General features: G+C 64.5%; 10 protein-coding genes. All 10 read left to right on the top strand.

The annotated features are described in order from the left end of the window. Nucleotides 1-75 precede the first annotated feature (75 nt). The 10 genes from KP004_RS21335 to KP004_RS16760 all read left to right on the top strand — a co-directional run bounded on the left by KP004_RS21335 (nt 76) and on the right by KP004_RS16760 (nt 17,094). Entirely contained in the window at nt 76-6,546 is a 6,471-nt protein-coding gene (locus tag KP004_RS21335) for an Ig-like domain-containing protein (RefSeq protein ID WP_275423142.1), read from the top strand. Between the two features lie 212 nt (nt 6,547-6,758). Next, the gene (locus tag KP004_RS16800) at nt 6,759-7,277 is read left to right on the top strand and encodes a hypothetical protein (protein WP_239026841.1); all 519 of its coding nucleotides are present in this window, start codon (nt 6,759-6,761) and stop codon (nt 7,275-7,277) included. Next, nucleotides 7,270-8,169, top strand: a complete 900-nt coding sequence (locus KP004_RS16795; RefSeq protein ID WP_216799578.1) for a hypothetical protein — start codon at nt 7,270-7,272, stop codon at nt 8,167-8,169. The genes KP004_RS16800 and KP004_RS16795 overlap by 8 nt, the downstream gene beginning before the upstream one ends. Nucleotides 8,170-8,271: 102 nt before the next feature. After that, entirely contained in the window at nt 8,272-9,111 is an 840-nt protein-coding gene (gene ccsA, locus KP004_RS16790; protein WP_216799577.1) for a cytochrome c biogenesis protein CcsA, read from the top strand. Nucleotides 9,112-9,117: 6 nt separating this feature from the next. Next, a complete protein-coding gene (locus KP004_RS16785) occupies nt 9,118-10,461 on the top strand; it encodes a cytochrome c biogenesis ResB family protein (protein WP_216799576.1) in 1,344 nt (447 codons plus the stop codon). A 175-nt stretch (nt 10,462-10,636) separates the two neighbouring features. Continuing rightward, entirely contained in the window at nt 10,637-11,956 is a 1,320-nt protein-coding gene (locus tag KP004_RS16780; RefSeq protein ID WP_216799575.1) for a B12-binding domain-containing radical SAM protein, read from the top strand. 4 nt (nt 11,957-11,960) lie between these two features. Beyond that, nucleotides 11,961-13,715, top strand: a complete 1,755-nt coding sequence (locus tag KP004_RS16775; protein WP_216799574.1) for a tetratricopeptide repeat protein — start codon at nt 11,961-11,963, stop codon at nt 13,713-13,715. Nucleotides 13,716-14,066: 351 nt separating this feature from the next. After that, nucleotides 14,067-15,407, top strand: a complete 1,341-nt coding sequence (locus KP004_RS16770) for a B12-binding domain-containing radical SAM protein (protein WP_216799573.1) — start codon at nt 14,067-14,069, stop codon at nt 15,405-15,407. Continuing rightward, entirely contained in the window at nt 15,407-15,874 is a 468-nt protein-coding gene (locus tag KP004_RS16765; RefSeq protein ID WP_216799572.1) for a hypothetical protein, read from the top strand. The genes KP004_RS16770 and KP004_RS16765 overlap by 1 nt, the downstream gene beginning before the upstream one ends. Further along, a complete protein-coding gene (locus KP004_RS16760) occupies nt 15,868-17,094 on the top strand; it encodes an ABC transporter permease (protein WP_216799571.1) in 1,227 nt (408 codons plus the stop codon). The genes KP004_RS16765 and KP004_RS16760 overlap by 7 nt, the downstream gene beginning before the upstream one ends.

The following is a 17,094-nucleotide window of genomic DNA, read 5'->3' as shown; positions in this document are numbered from 1 at the left end:
GAGCGCTCGATGAAGGATCTGAGGAGAACAATGAGAGAGTCGAGAACTCAGTCAACTCCCGAGGCAGGAACTGTAATGGCACTTTTGCGCAACATGAGTGGCCGCACCCGCTTGAACCTGCTTGGCACGCTTTTGATGACCCTGCTGGTTGCATGCGTCGGGCTCACCACCTACTTCATGCCGAAGGACGCGAGCGCATGGCCGACCAAGTACGGCTCCTGCTCCGGCTCGGGTTGCCACGTGCTTGCCGACCCGAACGCCACCATCACGACGGCTATCAACGGCGCGGTTGGCACCTCGGTGACCGTTCCCGCCGGCGGAAGCTTCGAGGTCGACTGGAAGGTCACCAACGTCACCAACGTCGCGGGCGGCCAGGTCGGCGTAGGCGTCGAGATTAACCTCCCGACCGGTTGGGGCCTCGCCAAGGGTACCGTGAACTCCCCGGCGATCCCCGGGTGGAACAGCGTCTGGGATGCGGCCGATGGCGTCGCGGCCGGGTGGGCCACGGCCAGCAGCTACAGCACCGCAACCGAGTTCCCGAGCAGCCCGGTCGGTTACACCATCAACTACAATGGCACCGCATGGGATACCGGGACCAGGAACGCCGCTTACGACACCGGCGCGGCCGGCCTCGACCTCGACGGCACCGCCGAGACCATGGGCACCGACGCCGTCGTCACCGTACCGGCCGGGACCGCCAACGGAACCTACACCATCGTGGTCATGGGCGTCGGTCACGACTCCTCCAAAGCCCACGTCGAACAGGCCATCACCGTAACCGTCGCCGGTGGCGCCGACACCACCACGCCGGTGGTCTCCGCAGGCTTCGCCGCCACCACGCCGAGTACCAGCTGGACCATCCCGGTGACGAGCTTCGCCGCGACCGACAACACCGGGGTAACCGGCTATATGATCACCACCAGCGCAACTGCGCCGCTGGCCACCGACGCCGCCTGGACCGGCACCGCGCCGACCACCTACACCGTCGCGGCCGACGGCAGCTACACACTCTACCCGTGGGCGAAGGATGCCGCCGGTAACGTCTCCGCTGTCTACGCCACTCCGGTCACCGTTCTCGTCGATACTGTACATCCGACCGTGACCAGCACGGTCCCCGCTACCGGGGCCACCGGTATTACCCCGGACAACACGGTCACCCTGAACTTCAGCGAAGCCGTGAACTGCGCCACGGTCACCACCAGCAGCGTCACCATCTCGCCCGCGGTCACCTGGGCCAAGACCAGCTGCTCGGGGAGCCAGGCCGTCTTCACCCCGACCGGCCAGGCAGGTTCCACCTCCTACATGGTAACCGCCGGCACAGGCATCACCGACGTGAACGGCAACGCGATGAGCAGTTCCTACGCGTTCAACTACACCACCGCCACCCCGATCGTGCGTCCGGACACCGCGATCAGCGCGCCGCTGGCCGCAACCGTGCTGACCACCACCCCGGTGGCCATTACCGGTACCGCGACTGCCGGAACCAACGCACTTGGTTCGGTCCAGGTTTCCACCAACAACGGCTCCACCTGGACCGCCGCCACCGGGACCGCTTCCTGGTCCTACTCCTGGACCCTGCCGAGCGAAGACTACGTCACCCACACCATCCTCGCCAAGGGCGTTGACAATGCAGCCAATGAGGACACCACCCCGGCTTCGGTAACGGTCATCGTCGACAACGTCGCCCCGGCAGGCCTTGCCAACTCGGCTCCGGCGAACCTCGCCACCAACCAGGCCCTGGCAACGACGCTGACCTCGGGAACCGCAACCGACGCCAACACGAGCTCGGCCGTACAGTACTTCTTCGAGCTTGCCACGGACAGCGGCTTCACCACCGGCGTGCAGCAGAGCGGCTGGCAGACCACCAAGACGTTCGCTCCGACCCTGGCCGGCGCCACCACCTACTACTGGCATGTCAGGGCCAAGGATGCCGCGGGGAACATCTCCGCATACACCACCACCTGGAGCTTCAGCACCATCGGGCCGACCGCGCCGAACGCACCGTCCGCAACCCAGTACCAGGCCGACGGCGTCACCGCCATCGCCCAGGCCGGGACTGCGACCAGCGCCTCCGTCGTCGTCAAGTCCACCGTGACTGACGCCAACAACGACAACGTGACGCTCCAAGTGGAGATGATCACCAACGGCAACACCTTTGCAGGCGTAGCCAACTGCTCCTCCACCTCGGTCGCCAGCGGTTCCGTGGCCACCGCCACCTGCACCGGCCTTTCCGACGGGCTCTCCTACAAATGGCGCGCACGCACCAGCGACGGAACGCTGAACAGCGCCTGGGTCGACTTCGGCGGCACAGACCCCGACTTCACTGTCGCACTGACCAATGCGACCCCGGCTGCCCCGACCGTCCTGGCCCAGTACCAGGCTGACGGCACCACGGCCATCGCTTCCGGCGGCGCCGCATCCACCAACGTGGTGGTCATCGGCGCCACCATTGACGGCGGCAACTCCGATCCGGTCCTCCTCGAGGTCGACCTGAACAACGACGGCATCGCAGACTGCGCGAGCCCCTACGTCACCGGCCCCGCCACCGCCAAAGCAACCTGCGGCGGCATCGCCGACGGCTCCTACGACTGGAGGGTGAGGGCGAAGGACAGCAAGTCCGCTGCCAGCGCCTGGACCGCCTTCACCGGCACCCCGGACTTTACCGTGGCCACCGGCCTCGACTTCGGCGTCGACACCACCGCTCCGACCGACGGCACCGCGAGCGCCTCCTCCGGCGACGGCTACGTCAACGTGAGCTGGACTGCCGCCACCGATTCCGGCGCAGGCCTCGACCCGGTCAACAGCTACAAGCTGGTCAAGTCGGCCGTGTCCTCCCCCGCCGACTGCTCCGCCGCCGCGCTCTATACCGGCAACGGCACCAGCTACTTCGATACCGCCGTGACCAACGGCACCACCTATTACTATAGGGTCTGCGCCCTGGACGAGGTCGGCAACCTGTCGGCCGGTGTCACCACCGCGGCGTCCCCGTCGACCATCGCGCTTCCGGAGACCGCCATCACCGCACCGGCAGCCAACGCGGTGATCACCGCCAGCAACTCCATCACCGGTACCGCGACCGTCGGCGGCAACCCGCTGGCCTCGGTACAGGTTTCCACCAACAACGGCACCACTTGGGCCGCCGCCACCGGCACCAGCACCTGGAGCTTCTCCTGGGCACCGGCCAGCGAAGACTACGTGGCGCACACCATCCTCGCCAAGGCAATGGACAGCCTGGGGTATGCCGACGCGACCCCGGCACAGGTGACCGTCCGGGTGGACAACGTGGTGCCCGCCGGGCTTGCCAACTCGACCCCGGCCAACCTGGCCACCAACGTGGCCATCGGTTCCGCGCTGACCTCGACCACCGCGACCGACGCCAACACCTCGGCTGCCGTGCAGTACTTCTTCGAGCTCGCCACCAACTCCGGCTTCACCACCGGAGTGCAGCAGAGCGTCTGGCAGACCGGCACCTCCTGGACCCCGACCCTCGCGCCGGGCACCACCTACTACTGGCACGTGAAGGCGAAGGATGCCGCCGGCAACACCACCGCCTACACCACCACCTCGAGCTTCACCTCCGGTGTGGTTGCACCTGAGACGGTTCTCTCCGCTCCGTTGGCAGGCACGGTGTTCTCCACCTCGCCCGCGACCATCAGCGGTACCGCGACTGCCGGCACGAACGCGCTCGGCTCGGTGCAGGTATCCACCAACAACGGCACCTCCTGGAACACCGCCACCGGCACCGGCACCTGGTCCTACTCCTGGACCCTCCCGGCCGAGGACTACGTGGCGCACACCGTCCTGGCGCGGGCACTGGATAACGCCTCCAACGCGGATCCGACTCCGTCCAGCGTGAACATCTACGTCGATACCGTGGCGCCGGCAGGGCTGGCCAACTCGACCCCGGCCAACCTGGCTACCGGCGTTGCCACCACCTCGTCGCTGGTTTCCACCACCGCAACCGACGCCAACATCACGGCCGCGGTGCAGTACTTCTTCGAAATCGCTACCAACTCCGGCTTCACCACCGGGGTACAGCAGAGTGCCTGGCAGACCGGGACGACCTTCGCACCGACCCTCGCCATCAGCACCACCTATTACTGGCACGTGAAGGCGAAGGACGCCGCCGGCAACACCACCGCCTACAGCACCACCTGGAGCTTCACCACCGCCGCGGCCACCACCACCGTGAGCCAGGGTACCGGCGAAACCAACATCACCATCGCGCCGGGCACCATCGAGATGGACCTCGACGCCTTCACCCTGGCTACCCAGGCGGGGACCGATACGGTCACCGGCCTCACCGTGACGCTCGCTAACGGGACCTGGGCCGGCATCGCCACACTGAAAGTCACCGACGACACCGGCACAACCATCTACGGCAGCGCTACCCCGGCATCCAACACCGTGGCCATCACCCTGACCACCCCGATCACGGTGACCACGACCCCGACCCAGTACGTCCTGGTGATCGACGCCAAGGCCCCGACTGCCATGCCGGCACCTCCTGGCGCCAGCTACGCCGTCACCGGCACCGTGACCGCGATCACCTCGTCCAACCCGAAGGCGTACAGCGACTCGGTCTCGGCAACCGTCACCATCGACAACCTCTCCCCGGCCAACGTCACCGCCGCAGGCGGCGCTGCCGGGATCGCCTCCAACTCGCTGTACTGGACCAACCCCGCCGACAGTGACTTCGCCGGCATCGTCGTGCTGCGCCGCGCCGGCAGCGCCGTTACCGATACCCCTGTCGAAGGTGCCACCTACCTGGATGGAAATCCCATCGGTTCCAGCACCGTTGCCTACTCAGGGAGTCTGGCCAGCTTCACGGACTCCCCCTTGGCGAACGGTACGGTTTACTACTACAAGATCTTCGCTAAAGACTCGCACGGCAACTACTCCGCGACCGGGGTGGCTGTCGGGCCGTATACCCCCGCCAGAACGGCGTGGTCCAACAACAACATGCTGCATAACAGCACCAACACCGGCTCCACCAAGTGGAGCGCGAACGGCGGCTGGGGCGAGCCTGGCAAGAAGTACGGCGCCTTCTCCTGCACCACCTGCCACAACATGAGCACGACCAACATCATGCGGGTGGCCACCTCCGTCTCCACCGGCGACGGCACCAACTGGGGCTCCTCGAATACCGCCTCGGTCTCCGTTGCGCTGACCAACCCGGCCACCGACCTTGGCAGCGACACGGTCCATGCCACATCGAACCGCATCTGCGAGGTCTGCCACAGCCAGACTTCGGTTCACAAGTACAACAACACCACCGCCGGCCACAACGGCACGGTGAACTGCACCCAGTGCCACTCCCACGCCGCAGGCTTCAAAGGGATGGGCGGTAGCTGCCTTGGCTGCCACAACGCCCCACGCGGCGTGCGTCAGCAGATCGTCGGCGCGACGCTCGGCGCCACCGGCGACGACTTCGTACGCCCGTCCAGGCACATCAAGAACACCACCGTCAAGAACGTGGACTGCATCGTCTGCCATGCCGAGGGCGACACCACTTCCACCGAGACCTCGGTGAAGCAGGTGAGCCTCCACGGCACCAGCGGCGCACCGGTCCTCTTAAGGAACGTCGACAGCCAGGGCAACCCGGGTGCTGCAGGTACCAACTACTGGTCCTGGCCGGGACGCCGCGCCGGCGGCACCACCATAACCTCCGCCGACCGCGACAACATGGACCGCTTCTGCGTCAACTGCCATGATGCCGACGGCGCCAACACCATCACCGTCGACACCGCCGGTACCGGCATCACCACCGGCACGGCGCTGGCAAGAAAGCTCACACCGTTCAACCCGCTGGACGGCGGCACGCCGCTCAACGTAAAGTCGCAGTTCAACTCCGGCAACGCGGTGGGGAGCGCTTACGCCAGCCATCACAACCTGAACATCTACACCAAGCGCTACACCGCGACCTACGCCTCCACCTACGCCACCCGCGGCGGCTGGACCGGCACCTCGAAGGACGGCGCCGCCATGACCTGGGATACCGGCCTGCACTGCTCCGACTGTCACCTGAACGAGAGCAACGCCCACGGCGCCAGGAACGCCACCCGGATGCTGCAGGACAAAAACGGCGCTGACGCGGCGGCCACCAACACCAACGACGGCAGCGCCACCTTCGTCTGCTACCGTTGCCACCTGAGCACGGTGTACAACTACAGCAACGTGACGGTGACCGGCAAGGCCCGTATCGAGCACAGCAGCTTCGACAACGTCCCTTGGGGTGCGGGCACCTACAACGACCACGGCATCGTCTGCTTCAACTGCCATATGGGCGGTGGTGTCAACAACATCGGCGGCATCCACGGTAACAACCGCTCCATCACCACCCTGACCCAGGGGGCAACGAAGAGCTATCGCTTCATCTACGGCGCAGAGCTCGGCCTCAACATCTCGGATGCCAACTGGTCCACCACCACGGCACCGACCTGCTACACCGCTTCCTCGACCTGGGGCGGCGCCTGCAACAAGCACGACGGCTCCGCTGGTACCGGCAGGATGGGCACCCCGAACTACGCAAGACCGCTGCAGTAACACCGCAGCAACATAGCCGCACCTAAAAACAGTGCAGGGAGCGCGACCGGCAGTATGGGCGCGCAAACCCTGCACTGTTTTTCTTTGCACTGTTTCGGAATACAAACTTGATCTTTTTGGTTCTGCTACGGTATCTTTAGGGGCCATCGATCCGCCCAGAGTCTAATTTCCCGGAGGACCTCCTGTTCAAAGGATCTGACAAGACATACCTGTTGGCTCTGCTGCTGCCGCTCGCCCTGTTTCCCCTAATTGCTTTTGCCTCCGGTGACGGCGCTTACTTCCGTTACCTCGCAGGAAAAGCGGTCCCGGCACTGGACGAGACCGATCGGATCAAGGCGGCGGTGACGGAGTTCAACAACCGCTTCATGGACATCTATGCCTCGCAGGGGGATAAGCGGGGCATTGGTGCCGTGCCTGCCACCGTCGGCATGCGCCACAGCCTGGTCACCGACTCCGGTTCGCTCTGGGTCGGCGGGCAGGTGCTGGTGTACGACATCGCCTCGTTGGATTTCCGCAGCGTGAAGCAGGACGGACCGCTCTCCGCGACGGTACTGGTCAAGGAAGAGTGGAACTACCAGTACAAGGACGGCAAGACCTATAAGGAAGTAGGGCAGGTGCACGGTACCGGCTCACTGATGCGCTACAGACTGCTGCAGCAGGGTGGTCGATGGCTGGTGCAGCAATGCGAACCGGTTCGAGAGTCAGATCGCGGGGTGAAAAAAGGTGCCTAGCCTGCAGAGCAAAAAGATCATCCCCTTGATGACCCTCGGTCTTGCCCTGTCCCTGTTGTTGTGGTCCCTTGTGCTTGTTGCCGCCGGTGCCGTGAAACCGGGCTGGTCGTTGCTCGACTTGACCGTGGTCCGGTTCTGGGGAGTGCTCCTTGCGCTGGGACTACTGGCCACGCTGGTGACCGCGCTGTTGCAGCGCTCCCGCGGGCAGCTTTGCCTCTGCCTGGCCGGGTTCCTGCTGCTTACGACCGCAACCTACTCCTATCTTTTCCACTTCGAGGGTGCGCTGAGCCTGGCCGAGGGGGAGAGCTACGAGCCGTTCCCGACCTCCTTCAGCTCCGGCCACAAAGGGGGACTGGCGCCCTTTCCCCAGGTCTCCTTCACGCTGACCCGCGTCGAGCCAGACGGCAAGAAGGGGCGGGCGGTGATCGTGCAGAAGGGGGTGGGGACCGAGATAGACACCAACTGGCGCGCTCTCGGCTCCAGCGAGGTCCGCTTCAAGGGCTCGGCCCTGGCGCCGCTTATAGTCGTGAGCAGCAAAGAGAAAGGTGAACTGGAGCGCTCCTACGTGAAGGTCGACCTGGCCCAGGGGGAGCAGGTCTTCGGGTTCGACACGCTGCCGTACCAGTTTCTTTTGAGCCGTGACAAGTCTAACGGCGAGGGCAAAGATCTCTTCCACCTGGCGGTGCGGCGCGGCAAGCTGGGCCTCTACGACGGGAGCGTCCGCCTGGGTCAAAAGGTTGCGGTGCAGGGGATGGAGGTCAGCATCGAGGACCAGCGCAAGTTCGCCCTCCTGGAGATCCGCACCCGGCGCGGGGTGGTGGCGATGCAGGCTGCGGCCGTGCTGTTCGCAGTGGTGGCGGTACTGGCTGTGGTGAGACGAAAGGCTATTTAACAGGGATAAAGGGGATACAAGGGATAAAAAACAAGCGTTTTGGTTTCCATCCCCTCTATCCCTTTTATCCCTGTGAATCAGGTTTTTACGTGAGGTGACGGCTTGGCCTACTACGAAGCGATTTGTTTCTGGCTCTCCCTGGTGATCTACGCCCTGTCCGCGGGCGGGTACATCTACGCCCTCGTGTTCAGGAACGAGAAGGTGGTGCCCAAACTGCTCGTGCTGATCGGCATCGGCCTGCTGGTCCACACCGGCGCCGTGGCGGCACGCTACTACGCGCAGGGGCATTTCCCCTGGAGCACGGACTACGAAAACGGGCTTATGGGAGGCTGGTTCATCATCGCCTCGACCCTTTTCGTCGCCTGGCGCCAGAAATCGCTGCGGGTGTTCGCGGTCGCCACCGTGCCCACCACCATGCTCATCATGGGGTACGGCGTGATGCGCAACCCGACCCTCGCCCCCATGGCCGCGACCCTGAAATCCTTCTGGCTCGCCATCCACGTCTTCTTCGCCTGGCTCTCCTTCGGCGCCTACGTGCTCGCCATGGCGGCGGGCGTGATTTACCTCCTGAAAGAACGCGCCGCCGCGCGCGGCACTGCCAGCGCCGATGATCGCTTCGCGGACCTCTCACCCGAGCGGCTGGACGACCTGATGTTCAAGTACCTGGTCTTCGGCTTCATCACCAACGCCATCATGATCGCCGCCGGCTCCATCTGGGCCAAGGACCTCTGGGGCGCCTACTGGAGCTGGGACCCGGTCGAGACCTGGTCGCTCATCTCCTGGCTCATGTACGGCGTTGCGATCCATTTGCGCGTCACCATGGGGTGGCGCGGCACCCGCTTCTCCTGGCTCATGATCGCGGCACTCCTCACGGTCATCATCAATTTCTTCGGCGTCTCGATCCTGATGAAAAGCTCGGTGCACGTCTTCAAGATGTCGTAGGGGGCCATGCTCAAGTCCACGCTCAAATACCTCGGGTCGCTGCGCTGCACGATCTGGCTCATCGTCGCCCTCATCGCGGTGTTCTCCATCGGCTTCTTCCTCCCCCAGCGCTCGGTGGTGGGGAAGGCGGCCTACCTGAAGTGGCAGGCGGCAGCGCCCGTGCTGGCGCGCATCGACGAGACGCTTCAGTTGACCGCCATCTTCACCGCTCCGGTCACCTTCGTCATCTGGGGCTTGTTCTTCGTTAACCTGTTGCTGGTTATGAAGCAGCGCATCCCGCTGGTGCTCGCCAAGGTGAACGTCCACCCGGAGAAGGTGCTCGCGCGACACGGCAACGGTCCCTTCAACTACACCGTGGAGCTTGCAGAGGGGGACGCCGAAGGCATCCCCGCCATGCTTGCCGCCCAGGGATACGAGGTCTATGGCGGGGGGGAGCGATTTTTTGCCGTCAAGAACCGCCTCTCCCCTCTGGCGACACTCGTTTTCCACCTGAGCTTCTTCCTGCTGCTCGTCGGCGCGCTGATTCTCTTCTACAGTCGTTTTACCGGTTTCGTCGACATCGCCGAGCACGAGCCGTTTTTGGGTGAGCTTGCGCGCTACAACGCGTCCCCGAAGCTCCCCCGCTCCGGAGGCGGACCGCCCGAGGTCAAGTTCCTGCTGGAGTCGGTGCGCCCAGAGGTTTCACAGGGGGTGGCGACCGGCATCAAGATCGTCCTCAAGGACGAGGCCGGCGCGACGCACCAGGTCGACATCAACGAGCCGTACAAGACCGGCTACGCCTCCGTGCTCTTCAACGACTTGGGCATCTCGCCGCTGTTCGTGGTCCAGGACGCCTCGGGAAAAGAGATCGACGGCGCCTACGTGAAGCTGGACGTGCTGAAGGGAAAGCGGGACCACTTCCGGATGCAGGGGTATGACGTCGCAGCCTGGTACTACCCCGACCACGTGGTCACCGATGGCAAGGACGCCACCAGGAGCGAGGAATTCAAGAACCCTGCTTTTCATCTCGAGGTCACCCGGGACGGCAAGGCGGTGGCATCTGGTACGGTGCATCCCGGCGAGGCGGTGCTCCTGGACAACGGCCTACGCCTTGGCTTCAAAGAGCAGAACTTCTGGGTGCGGCTTTTGGTGACCAAGGAGTATGGGCGCGAGTTTATTTACGCCGGTTTCGTGCTGGCGCTTATCGCCCTCATCTGGCGCCTGGTGTACTACCGCCGGGAGATCACCGGGGTGGTGCGCCAAACGGCAAACGGCGAGGTGCTCGAACTATCCGCACGGGGAGACTTCTACCAGGCACTGGCCAAAGACGAGTTTGACCGGACGGTGGCGGCGCTCACAAAGCACGGTTGAGAAACCGCGTTCGATTCCCCTCCACGTGCGGCGTAGTGCTCCTCTCCCCGGAGGGGCTGTAACAGCTTTCCCCCTCCCTAACCCTCCCCCTCCGGGGGAGGGAATGTCGCCCTGGCGACCGAGGTGTTCCTGTGAATAGCCCGTCAGGGGAAGGTAAGTGCAGGAAAAGGAACGCATGAAAATCATCTACATCTTTCCACCCTTGGGACACGCGGGCACGCAGGTCAGGAGCATGCCGCTCATGCCGCCGGTCCTCGAATATCTCGCCGGTCTGACTTCCAGCATCCGCCCCGACGCCGAGATCCGTCTCATCAACGCCAATGTCGAACGCTTCGAGGTCGATGACCTGCGCGCGGACGTCGTCGGCATCAGCATCCTCACCCACCAGTCCTCCTGGGCCTACCGCACCGCCGACCGTCTCCGCGCCCGCGGCGTCAAGGTGATGCTCGGCGGGCCGCACCCGTCGGTGCTCCCGGACGAGGCCAAACAGCACGCCGACAGCGTGGTGGTGGGGGAGGCCGAGAGCGTGCTGGCGACCGTGCTCGAGGACGTGCAGCGCGACGAGCTGCAGCCGTTCTACCACGGTCAACTTCTCCCGGTGGACGGTGCCCCCTTCCCGCGGCGCGACCTGGCTCCCGGCTATGTGTTCCGTTCCTTCTTTACCTCTCGGGGCTGCCCCTACGACTGCAAATTCTGCGCGACACCGGAACTGCACGGCGGCCACATGCGCTACCGCCCCATCCCCGAGGTGATCGCCGATCTGGGCAGCTGCAAGCACAAGATGTGGTTTTGCACCGACGCGGACAGCTGGGGGCCCAGCGTGCCGCGTTACACCGAGCTGTTCCGGGAAATGGCAACGTCGCTGCCGGGAATCCACTGGGTCGGCGAGACCAGCATCGCCTCCGTGCAGCACCAGTCGGGCGAGGAGATGCTCAGATGGGCACGACGCTCGGGGCTGATGCAGGTTTGGATCGGCTGGGAAAGCTTCTCCGACGCCACCCTCAGAGAGTACGGAGCGACCCCCAAGATGCTCGAAGAGCGCGAGGAGGCCCTGAAGAAGATCCGCGCCAACGGCATCGACGTGGTGCTCTTTATCATGCTCGGTTCAAAAAACGAGTCGCTGGACGAGTACCAGCGGGTGCTGGAGATGTGCGACCGCCTTGCCGTCACGCCGCACCCGGTGATGGTGGTGCCCTATCCCGGTACGGCGATGTACCAGGAGTTGCGCGAGGATACCCTGCACTTCGAGGAGTGGGATTACTATGACGGCATGCATTCCATCCTGACCCAGCACGGCGGCGACAACCGCGCCCACGAGGAGGCCCTGAAGCGGCTCTGGGTCTACTCCTTCACCTGGCCCCGCATCCTGAGGAGGCTAAAGGCGCTCCCCCTGAAGGGCTTCCCCAACGCGCACATCGCCTCGGGGATCGTGCAGGCGGCGCTGAGAAAGGCGTTCCTCGAATTCCGGGCGTTGGAGACAGCCAAGGCAAAGTGATGCTATGACATCTCGACACGACCACCTGCAAGGATGCGGCACCGTCGCCCCCGGTGTCCCCGCGATCCCGGTATGGGGACTGCTGACGCTCGTGTGCCTGGTTGCCTTCGCCGTCTACGGCAACACCCTCTCCATGGGCCTTGTCTGGGACGACGTCCGCCTCATCAAGGAAGATTCTCTGGTGCGCAGCCTGCTGAACGTGCCGCTCATGTTCAGCACCGATGTCTGGTACGGCAGCCTCACCGACGTCACCTCGGCACCCTACTACCGCCCCCTCTTCAAGGCATCGCTTGCACTGGATTACGCCATCTCGGGCGAAAACCCCTTCGGCTATCACCTGACCAACGCCCTGCTGCACGTTGCCGCGTCGCTTTGCTGCTTCCTCGCCGCGGCGAAGTTTCTGCGCTCCAACGGTGCCGCCTTCTTCGCGGCGCTGGTTTTTGCAGTGCACCCCGTCCACAGCGAGGCGGTGGCGTGGATAGCGGCGCGCAACGAGCCGCTCTGCGCCATCTTCATGCTGCTCTCCTTCCTTTGCTACCTTCGCTTCAAGGATGGGAGCCGGGTGGCGGATCTCGTCCTCTCCCTGTGCACCTTTTTCCTCTCGCTCCTCGCCAAGGAGATGTCGATAACGCTTCCAGCGCTCATCCTGCTGCACGAGCTCTCTTTCGGCTCGGGAACCTGGCGCAACAGGCTTCGCCTGCCGCTGTTGTTCGGCTTGGCCGCCATTCCGTATTTGCTGCTTAGGACGATGATCCTGGAGGCGGCGACCTGGGGCGGTCCCCCCCTGGTTGAGCGGGTCTACACCTCCTTCGGCCTGCTGGTGCGCTACCTGCGACTCCTGGTAGTCCCGGCCGACCTCAAGGTGTTCTACGACCTGCCGATGCAGCAGAGCTTCTTCGCCGTTGACGTGCTGGTGCCGCTTGCCGCGCTCCTGCTCGTGGTCGTTGCCACGATCCTCGCCTGGAGGGTCGACCGCAGGATCTTCTTCTGCATGTGCTGGATACTCATCACCCTGGCGCCGGTATCGGGGATACCGGGCGTGCTGGTGCCGGCTCTCATGGCGGAGCGGTATCTCTACATCCCCTCCCTGGGGCTTGCCTTATTGGCGGGTACCGGTCTGCTGATGGCCTGGAAGCGGATGGCGCAACGGAACGGGGCGGCATCCTGGCAGCGGGGGGTACTGCTGGCCGGAGGGCTCCTGGTGGCGGTCCTCGCCTTTGCGAGCGTCCAGCGCAACCACGCCTGGGACAACGATGCCGTCTTCAAGGCGAGATGGGTCCACGATGCGCCCGGCGACGCGGGGGGGCACACGAGCCTGGGCGTGGTGTACGAGTCGCAGGGGCGCTACGACGAGGCGGTTAGGGAGTACTCGGAGGCCCTGCGTATCAGGCCGAACAACATCGAGGCCCGCACCAACCTGGGTGTGGTCTACGACAAGACGGGGCGATTCAGCGAGGCCGAGAGAGAGTACAAGGCTGTCCTGAACCTCGATCCCCGGTTCACGGAGACCTATTACAACCTCGGCATGCTCTACCTCGGGCAGAACAGGTTCGGCGAGGCGCTGCAAGCCTTTGCTACCGTCCTTACGCTCAACCCGCGCTCGGGGGATGCTCACAACAACATCGCCATGCTCTACCAGAGGCAGGGGCGGATGGATGAGGCGCGACAGCACCTGGTCGAAGCCCTGCGTCTCGATCCGGAGAACGACCTGTACCGCAGGAACCTCGCGCAGTGCATTGGCAGGAGCAAAGGCCCGTGAGCATGCTGCATAGGCTGGACTGCAGGAGACATCCCGTAACTCAGGCCGCGCTACGCACCGCCTTTACGGAGTACGTTGCGTGCAAGTAATCAGGTAACGCCGCTGTCTAGGTCCCCTCTCCCGGAGGGGGAGGGACAGGGAGGGGGAAGGGGGCATGCCGGTAGCCCCCCTCCCAACCTCCCCCCTCCGGGGGGAGGAGTTCAAACCAAAGCATCATCGCCTCATTAGTCTCACCTGAGGCTTAAGGAACCATTGCAATATCTCACAGTATTTGAGATATTCCGGCTGCGACGCCATCTCGCCCGAAGCCGGCCTAGCCACCTGCATCATTAGCCATAGGACGCACCACTCATGAAACTCGTTCTTATCTCCCCGCCGTTCGGTGAAAAGGGGCAAAAATCGAAGGGCCTTCCTATCGCGCCTCCCGTGCTGGAGTACCTGGCCGGGCTCACCCTCCAGGTTCGCCCGGACGTCGAGGTGCAACTCATCGACGCCAACAAGGAGGTCTTCGATCCGGACCAGCTCGACGCGGACCTGATCGGCTTTACCGTGCTGACGCCGCAGGCTCCCTGGGTGTACCGGGTTTCGGACCGGCTGCGGGCACAGGGAAAGCAGGTCCTCCTTGGCGGCATCCACGTCACCGCGCTCCCCGACGAGGCGGCGCGCCATGCCGACGCCATCGTGCTGGGCGAGGCGGAGCAGATCTGGAAGGGGCTCCTGGAGGACGCCGAAAAGCGCAGTATGAAGCCGGTGTACCAGGGGGGCTTTCCCGAACTGAAGGGGTTGCCGCACCCGGTCACCAACCTCTGGAACACCAACTACGTCTACGGCTACTTCCAGACCTCGCGCGGCTGCCCGCACCGCTGCACTTTCTGCTCGGTGCACGAGTTCTTCGGCGGCAAGGTGCGCGTGCGCCCCATCGACGAGGTGGTCGCCGAGATCGCCGCCAGCAAGCGTCGCCTTTTCTGGGGCATCGACGACAACGTCTGGGGCGTCAACATGAACTACACCATCGAGCTCTACGGCGAGATGGGCAAGAACCTGACCGGCAAGTCCTGGTTCGGCTCCGGCGACTTGGTCTCGGTGGATCACCCCCGCTCTGCGGAACTGCTGAAAAACGCCAGAAGCGCCGGCCTCACAGCGGTTCTGGTCGGGTGGGAATCGAACAACATCGGCAGCCTCGAAGAGTACAAGGCGACCAACAAGCAGGGGCGCCAGCGCCGCGACGCCATCAAGAAGATCCGCGACGCCGGCATCGAGGTCATGCTCTTCATGATGATCGGCGGACGCCAGGACCGCCCCGAGGACTACGAGGGGATTCTGAAGCTGTGCGACGAGCTGAAGGTGTCGGCGCACCCGGTGATGACCACCCCCTTCCCGGGGACCGAGCTCTACAAGATCTACGAGCCGTACCTGATCCCGGGGCACGACTGGGATTCCTTCGACGGCAACCACGCGGTCTTTTCCCACGACGACCCGGCCATGAGCGTGGAGTTCCGCGAGGACGCCATCGTCAAGCTGCGCGCCGAGTTGTTCACCATCCCGCGCATCCTGTCGCGCATCCCGCAGGTCGGCTGGCGCGGCTTCCCCATGTCGCACATCACCTCCTGGATGATCCAGTACCCGCAGGGGAGGGCGTTCAAGCAGTTCGCCCGTGAACGGGAAGAGTTGAAGGCAAAGGGAGTGCTTTAATGGACGCAATGAACCAGTACCTGACCTCGCTGCTGCAGCAGTCCCCCTGGCTCGGGGTCGCGGTGATGATGAACAACTACTTCCACGATGTCGCCACGGCCATGCTGGCGGCCTCCGCCTTCTGCCTGTACGCGGCGCACCGGGTCGAGGCATCGCTCGCGACACCCGAGGCGGCGCTCTTCTTCCTGAAGACACACCGGCTCATGGTGAAGTTCTTCCGCTTCGCCTTCTGGTGGATCATCCTGGGTGGCGTGCCGCGCACCATCTTCTACGTGAGCTTCGAGTGGAACCACTTCGCCGACAAGCAGCAGGTGCCTGCCTTGATGGTGAAGCACGTGCTCATGGTGGTCCTGGTGGTGTGGGGTGTCCTGGCCTGGAGGAAGCTGAAGGCCAAGGTGGCACGCCTCACCGAAAGTCTCCCCGCGGAACTGCGCGCAACCCTTAACCGGGACGGGTGCGGATGCTGATCCGCATCCTGAAAAACTCCTTCCTGAAGCGCCCCAAGCCCGTGCTGCTGGTGCTTTTGTCCATCATCATGGGCTCGGCGGTCGCCACTGCCTTCCTGGGCATCTCCGGTGAGCTGTCGCACAAGATGGCGCTGGAACTCAGAAGCTACGGCGCCAACATCGTGCTGGAGCCTGCGGCGGGTGAGGCCGGGGCGCTCAAATCAGACGACCTCCCCAAGATCAAGACCATCTTCTGGAAACATAACATCGTCGGCTTCGCCCCGTACCTCTTCGGGCAGGTCGACTTTGCCTCGGCTGCGGGACGCCAGCGTGGCGTCGTGGCCGGCACCTGGTTTGGCAGACCGCTGCAGGTGCCGGGAGAGCCTGACTCGATCCAGGGAGTCAAGGTAACCGCACCCTGGTGGGAACTGGACGGGCGCTGGCCGGAGACCCCGGACGAGGCGGTGATCGGAGCGGCGCTGGCCAAGCGGCTCAAGGTCGCCGCCGGTTGCGACATCACGGCGGCGGCCGCCGGTAAAAGCCGCACCTTCCGGATCGTCGGGGTCGCCTCCACGGGGGGCTTCGAGGAGGAACAGCTTTTCGCACCGCTGGCCGAGGTGCAGACCCTGCTCAACAAGCCGGGGCAGCTCTCGCGCGTGCTGGTGAGTGCGCTTACCGTTCCCATGGACGACTTCGGCCGCAAGGACCCCGCCCGGATGACTCGCGAGGAGTACGAGAAGTGGTACTGCACCGCCTACGTCACCTCGGTGGCCAAAGGGGTGGAGGAAGCCATGGGGGGGAGCCGCGCCAAGCCGATCTGGCAGATCGCCAGCGCGGAGGGAGCCCTCCTCAAGAAGCTGGAAAGCCTCATGCTCCTTTTGACCGCGCTCGCGCTCTTCTCCGCCGCCTGCGCCGTCTCGTCGAGCCTGATGGCCTCCATGGCCAAGAGAAGCCCGGAGATCGCCCTCATGAAGACCATGGGTGCCGACCGGCTCCAGATCGCGACCATCTTCCTGGGCGAGACGCTGCTCATCTCCCTTTTGGGTGGTCTTCTCGGCTATCTCGCGGGGGACCGGCTCGCCGTCGTGATCAGCCGCACCGTCTTCGATTCCACCGTCACCTCACCGCTGTGGCTCTTCCCGACCGCCATCGGCGCCGCCCTCGTGGTGGCCCTGGCCGGGAGTGCGGCGCCTTTGAAAAGGGCGCTGGCCGTTGAGCCGGTGCGGGTGCTGAAGGGGTAA

The organism is Geomonas oryzisoli, from assembly GCF_018986915.1.
GTDB classification, from domain to species: Bacteria; Desulfobacterota; Desulfuromonadia; order Geobacterales; family Geobacteraceae; genus Geomonas; species Geomonas oryzisoli.
The sequence above is the reverse complement of the archived record's forward strand: the minus strand, read 5'-3'. Positions and strand labels throughout refer to the sequence as shown.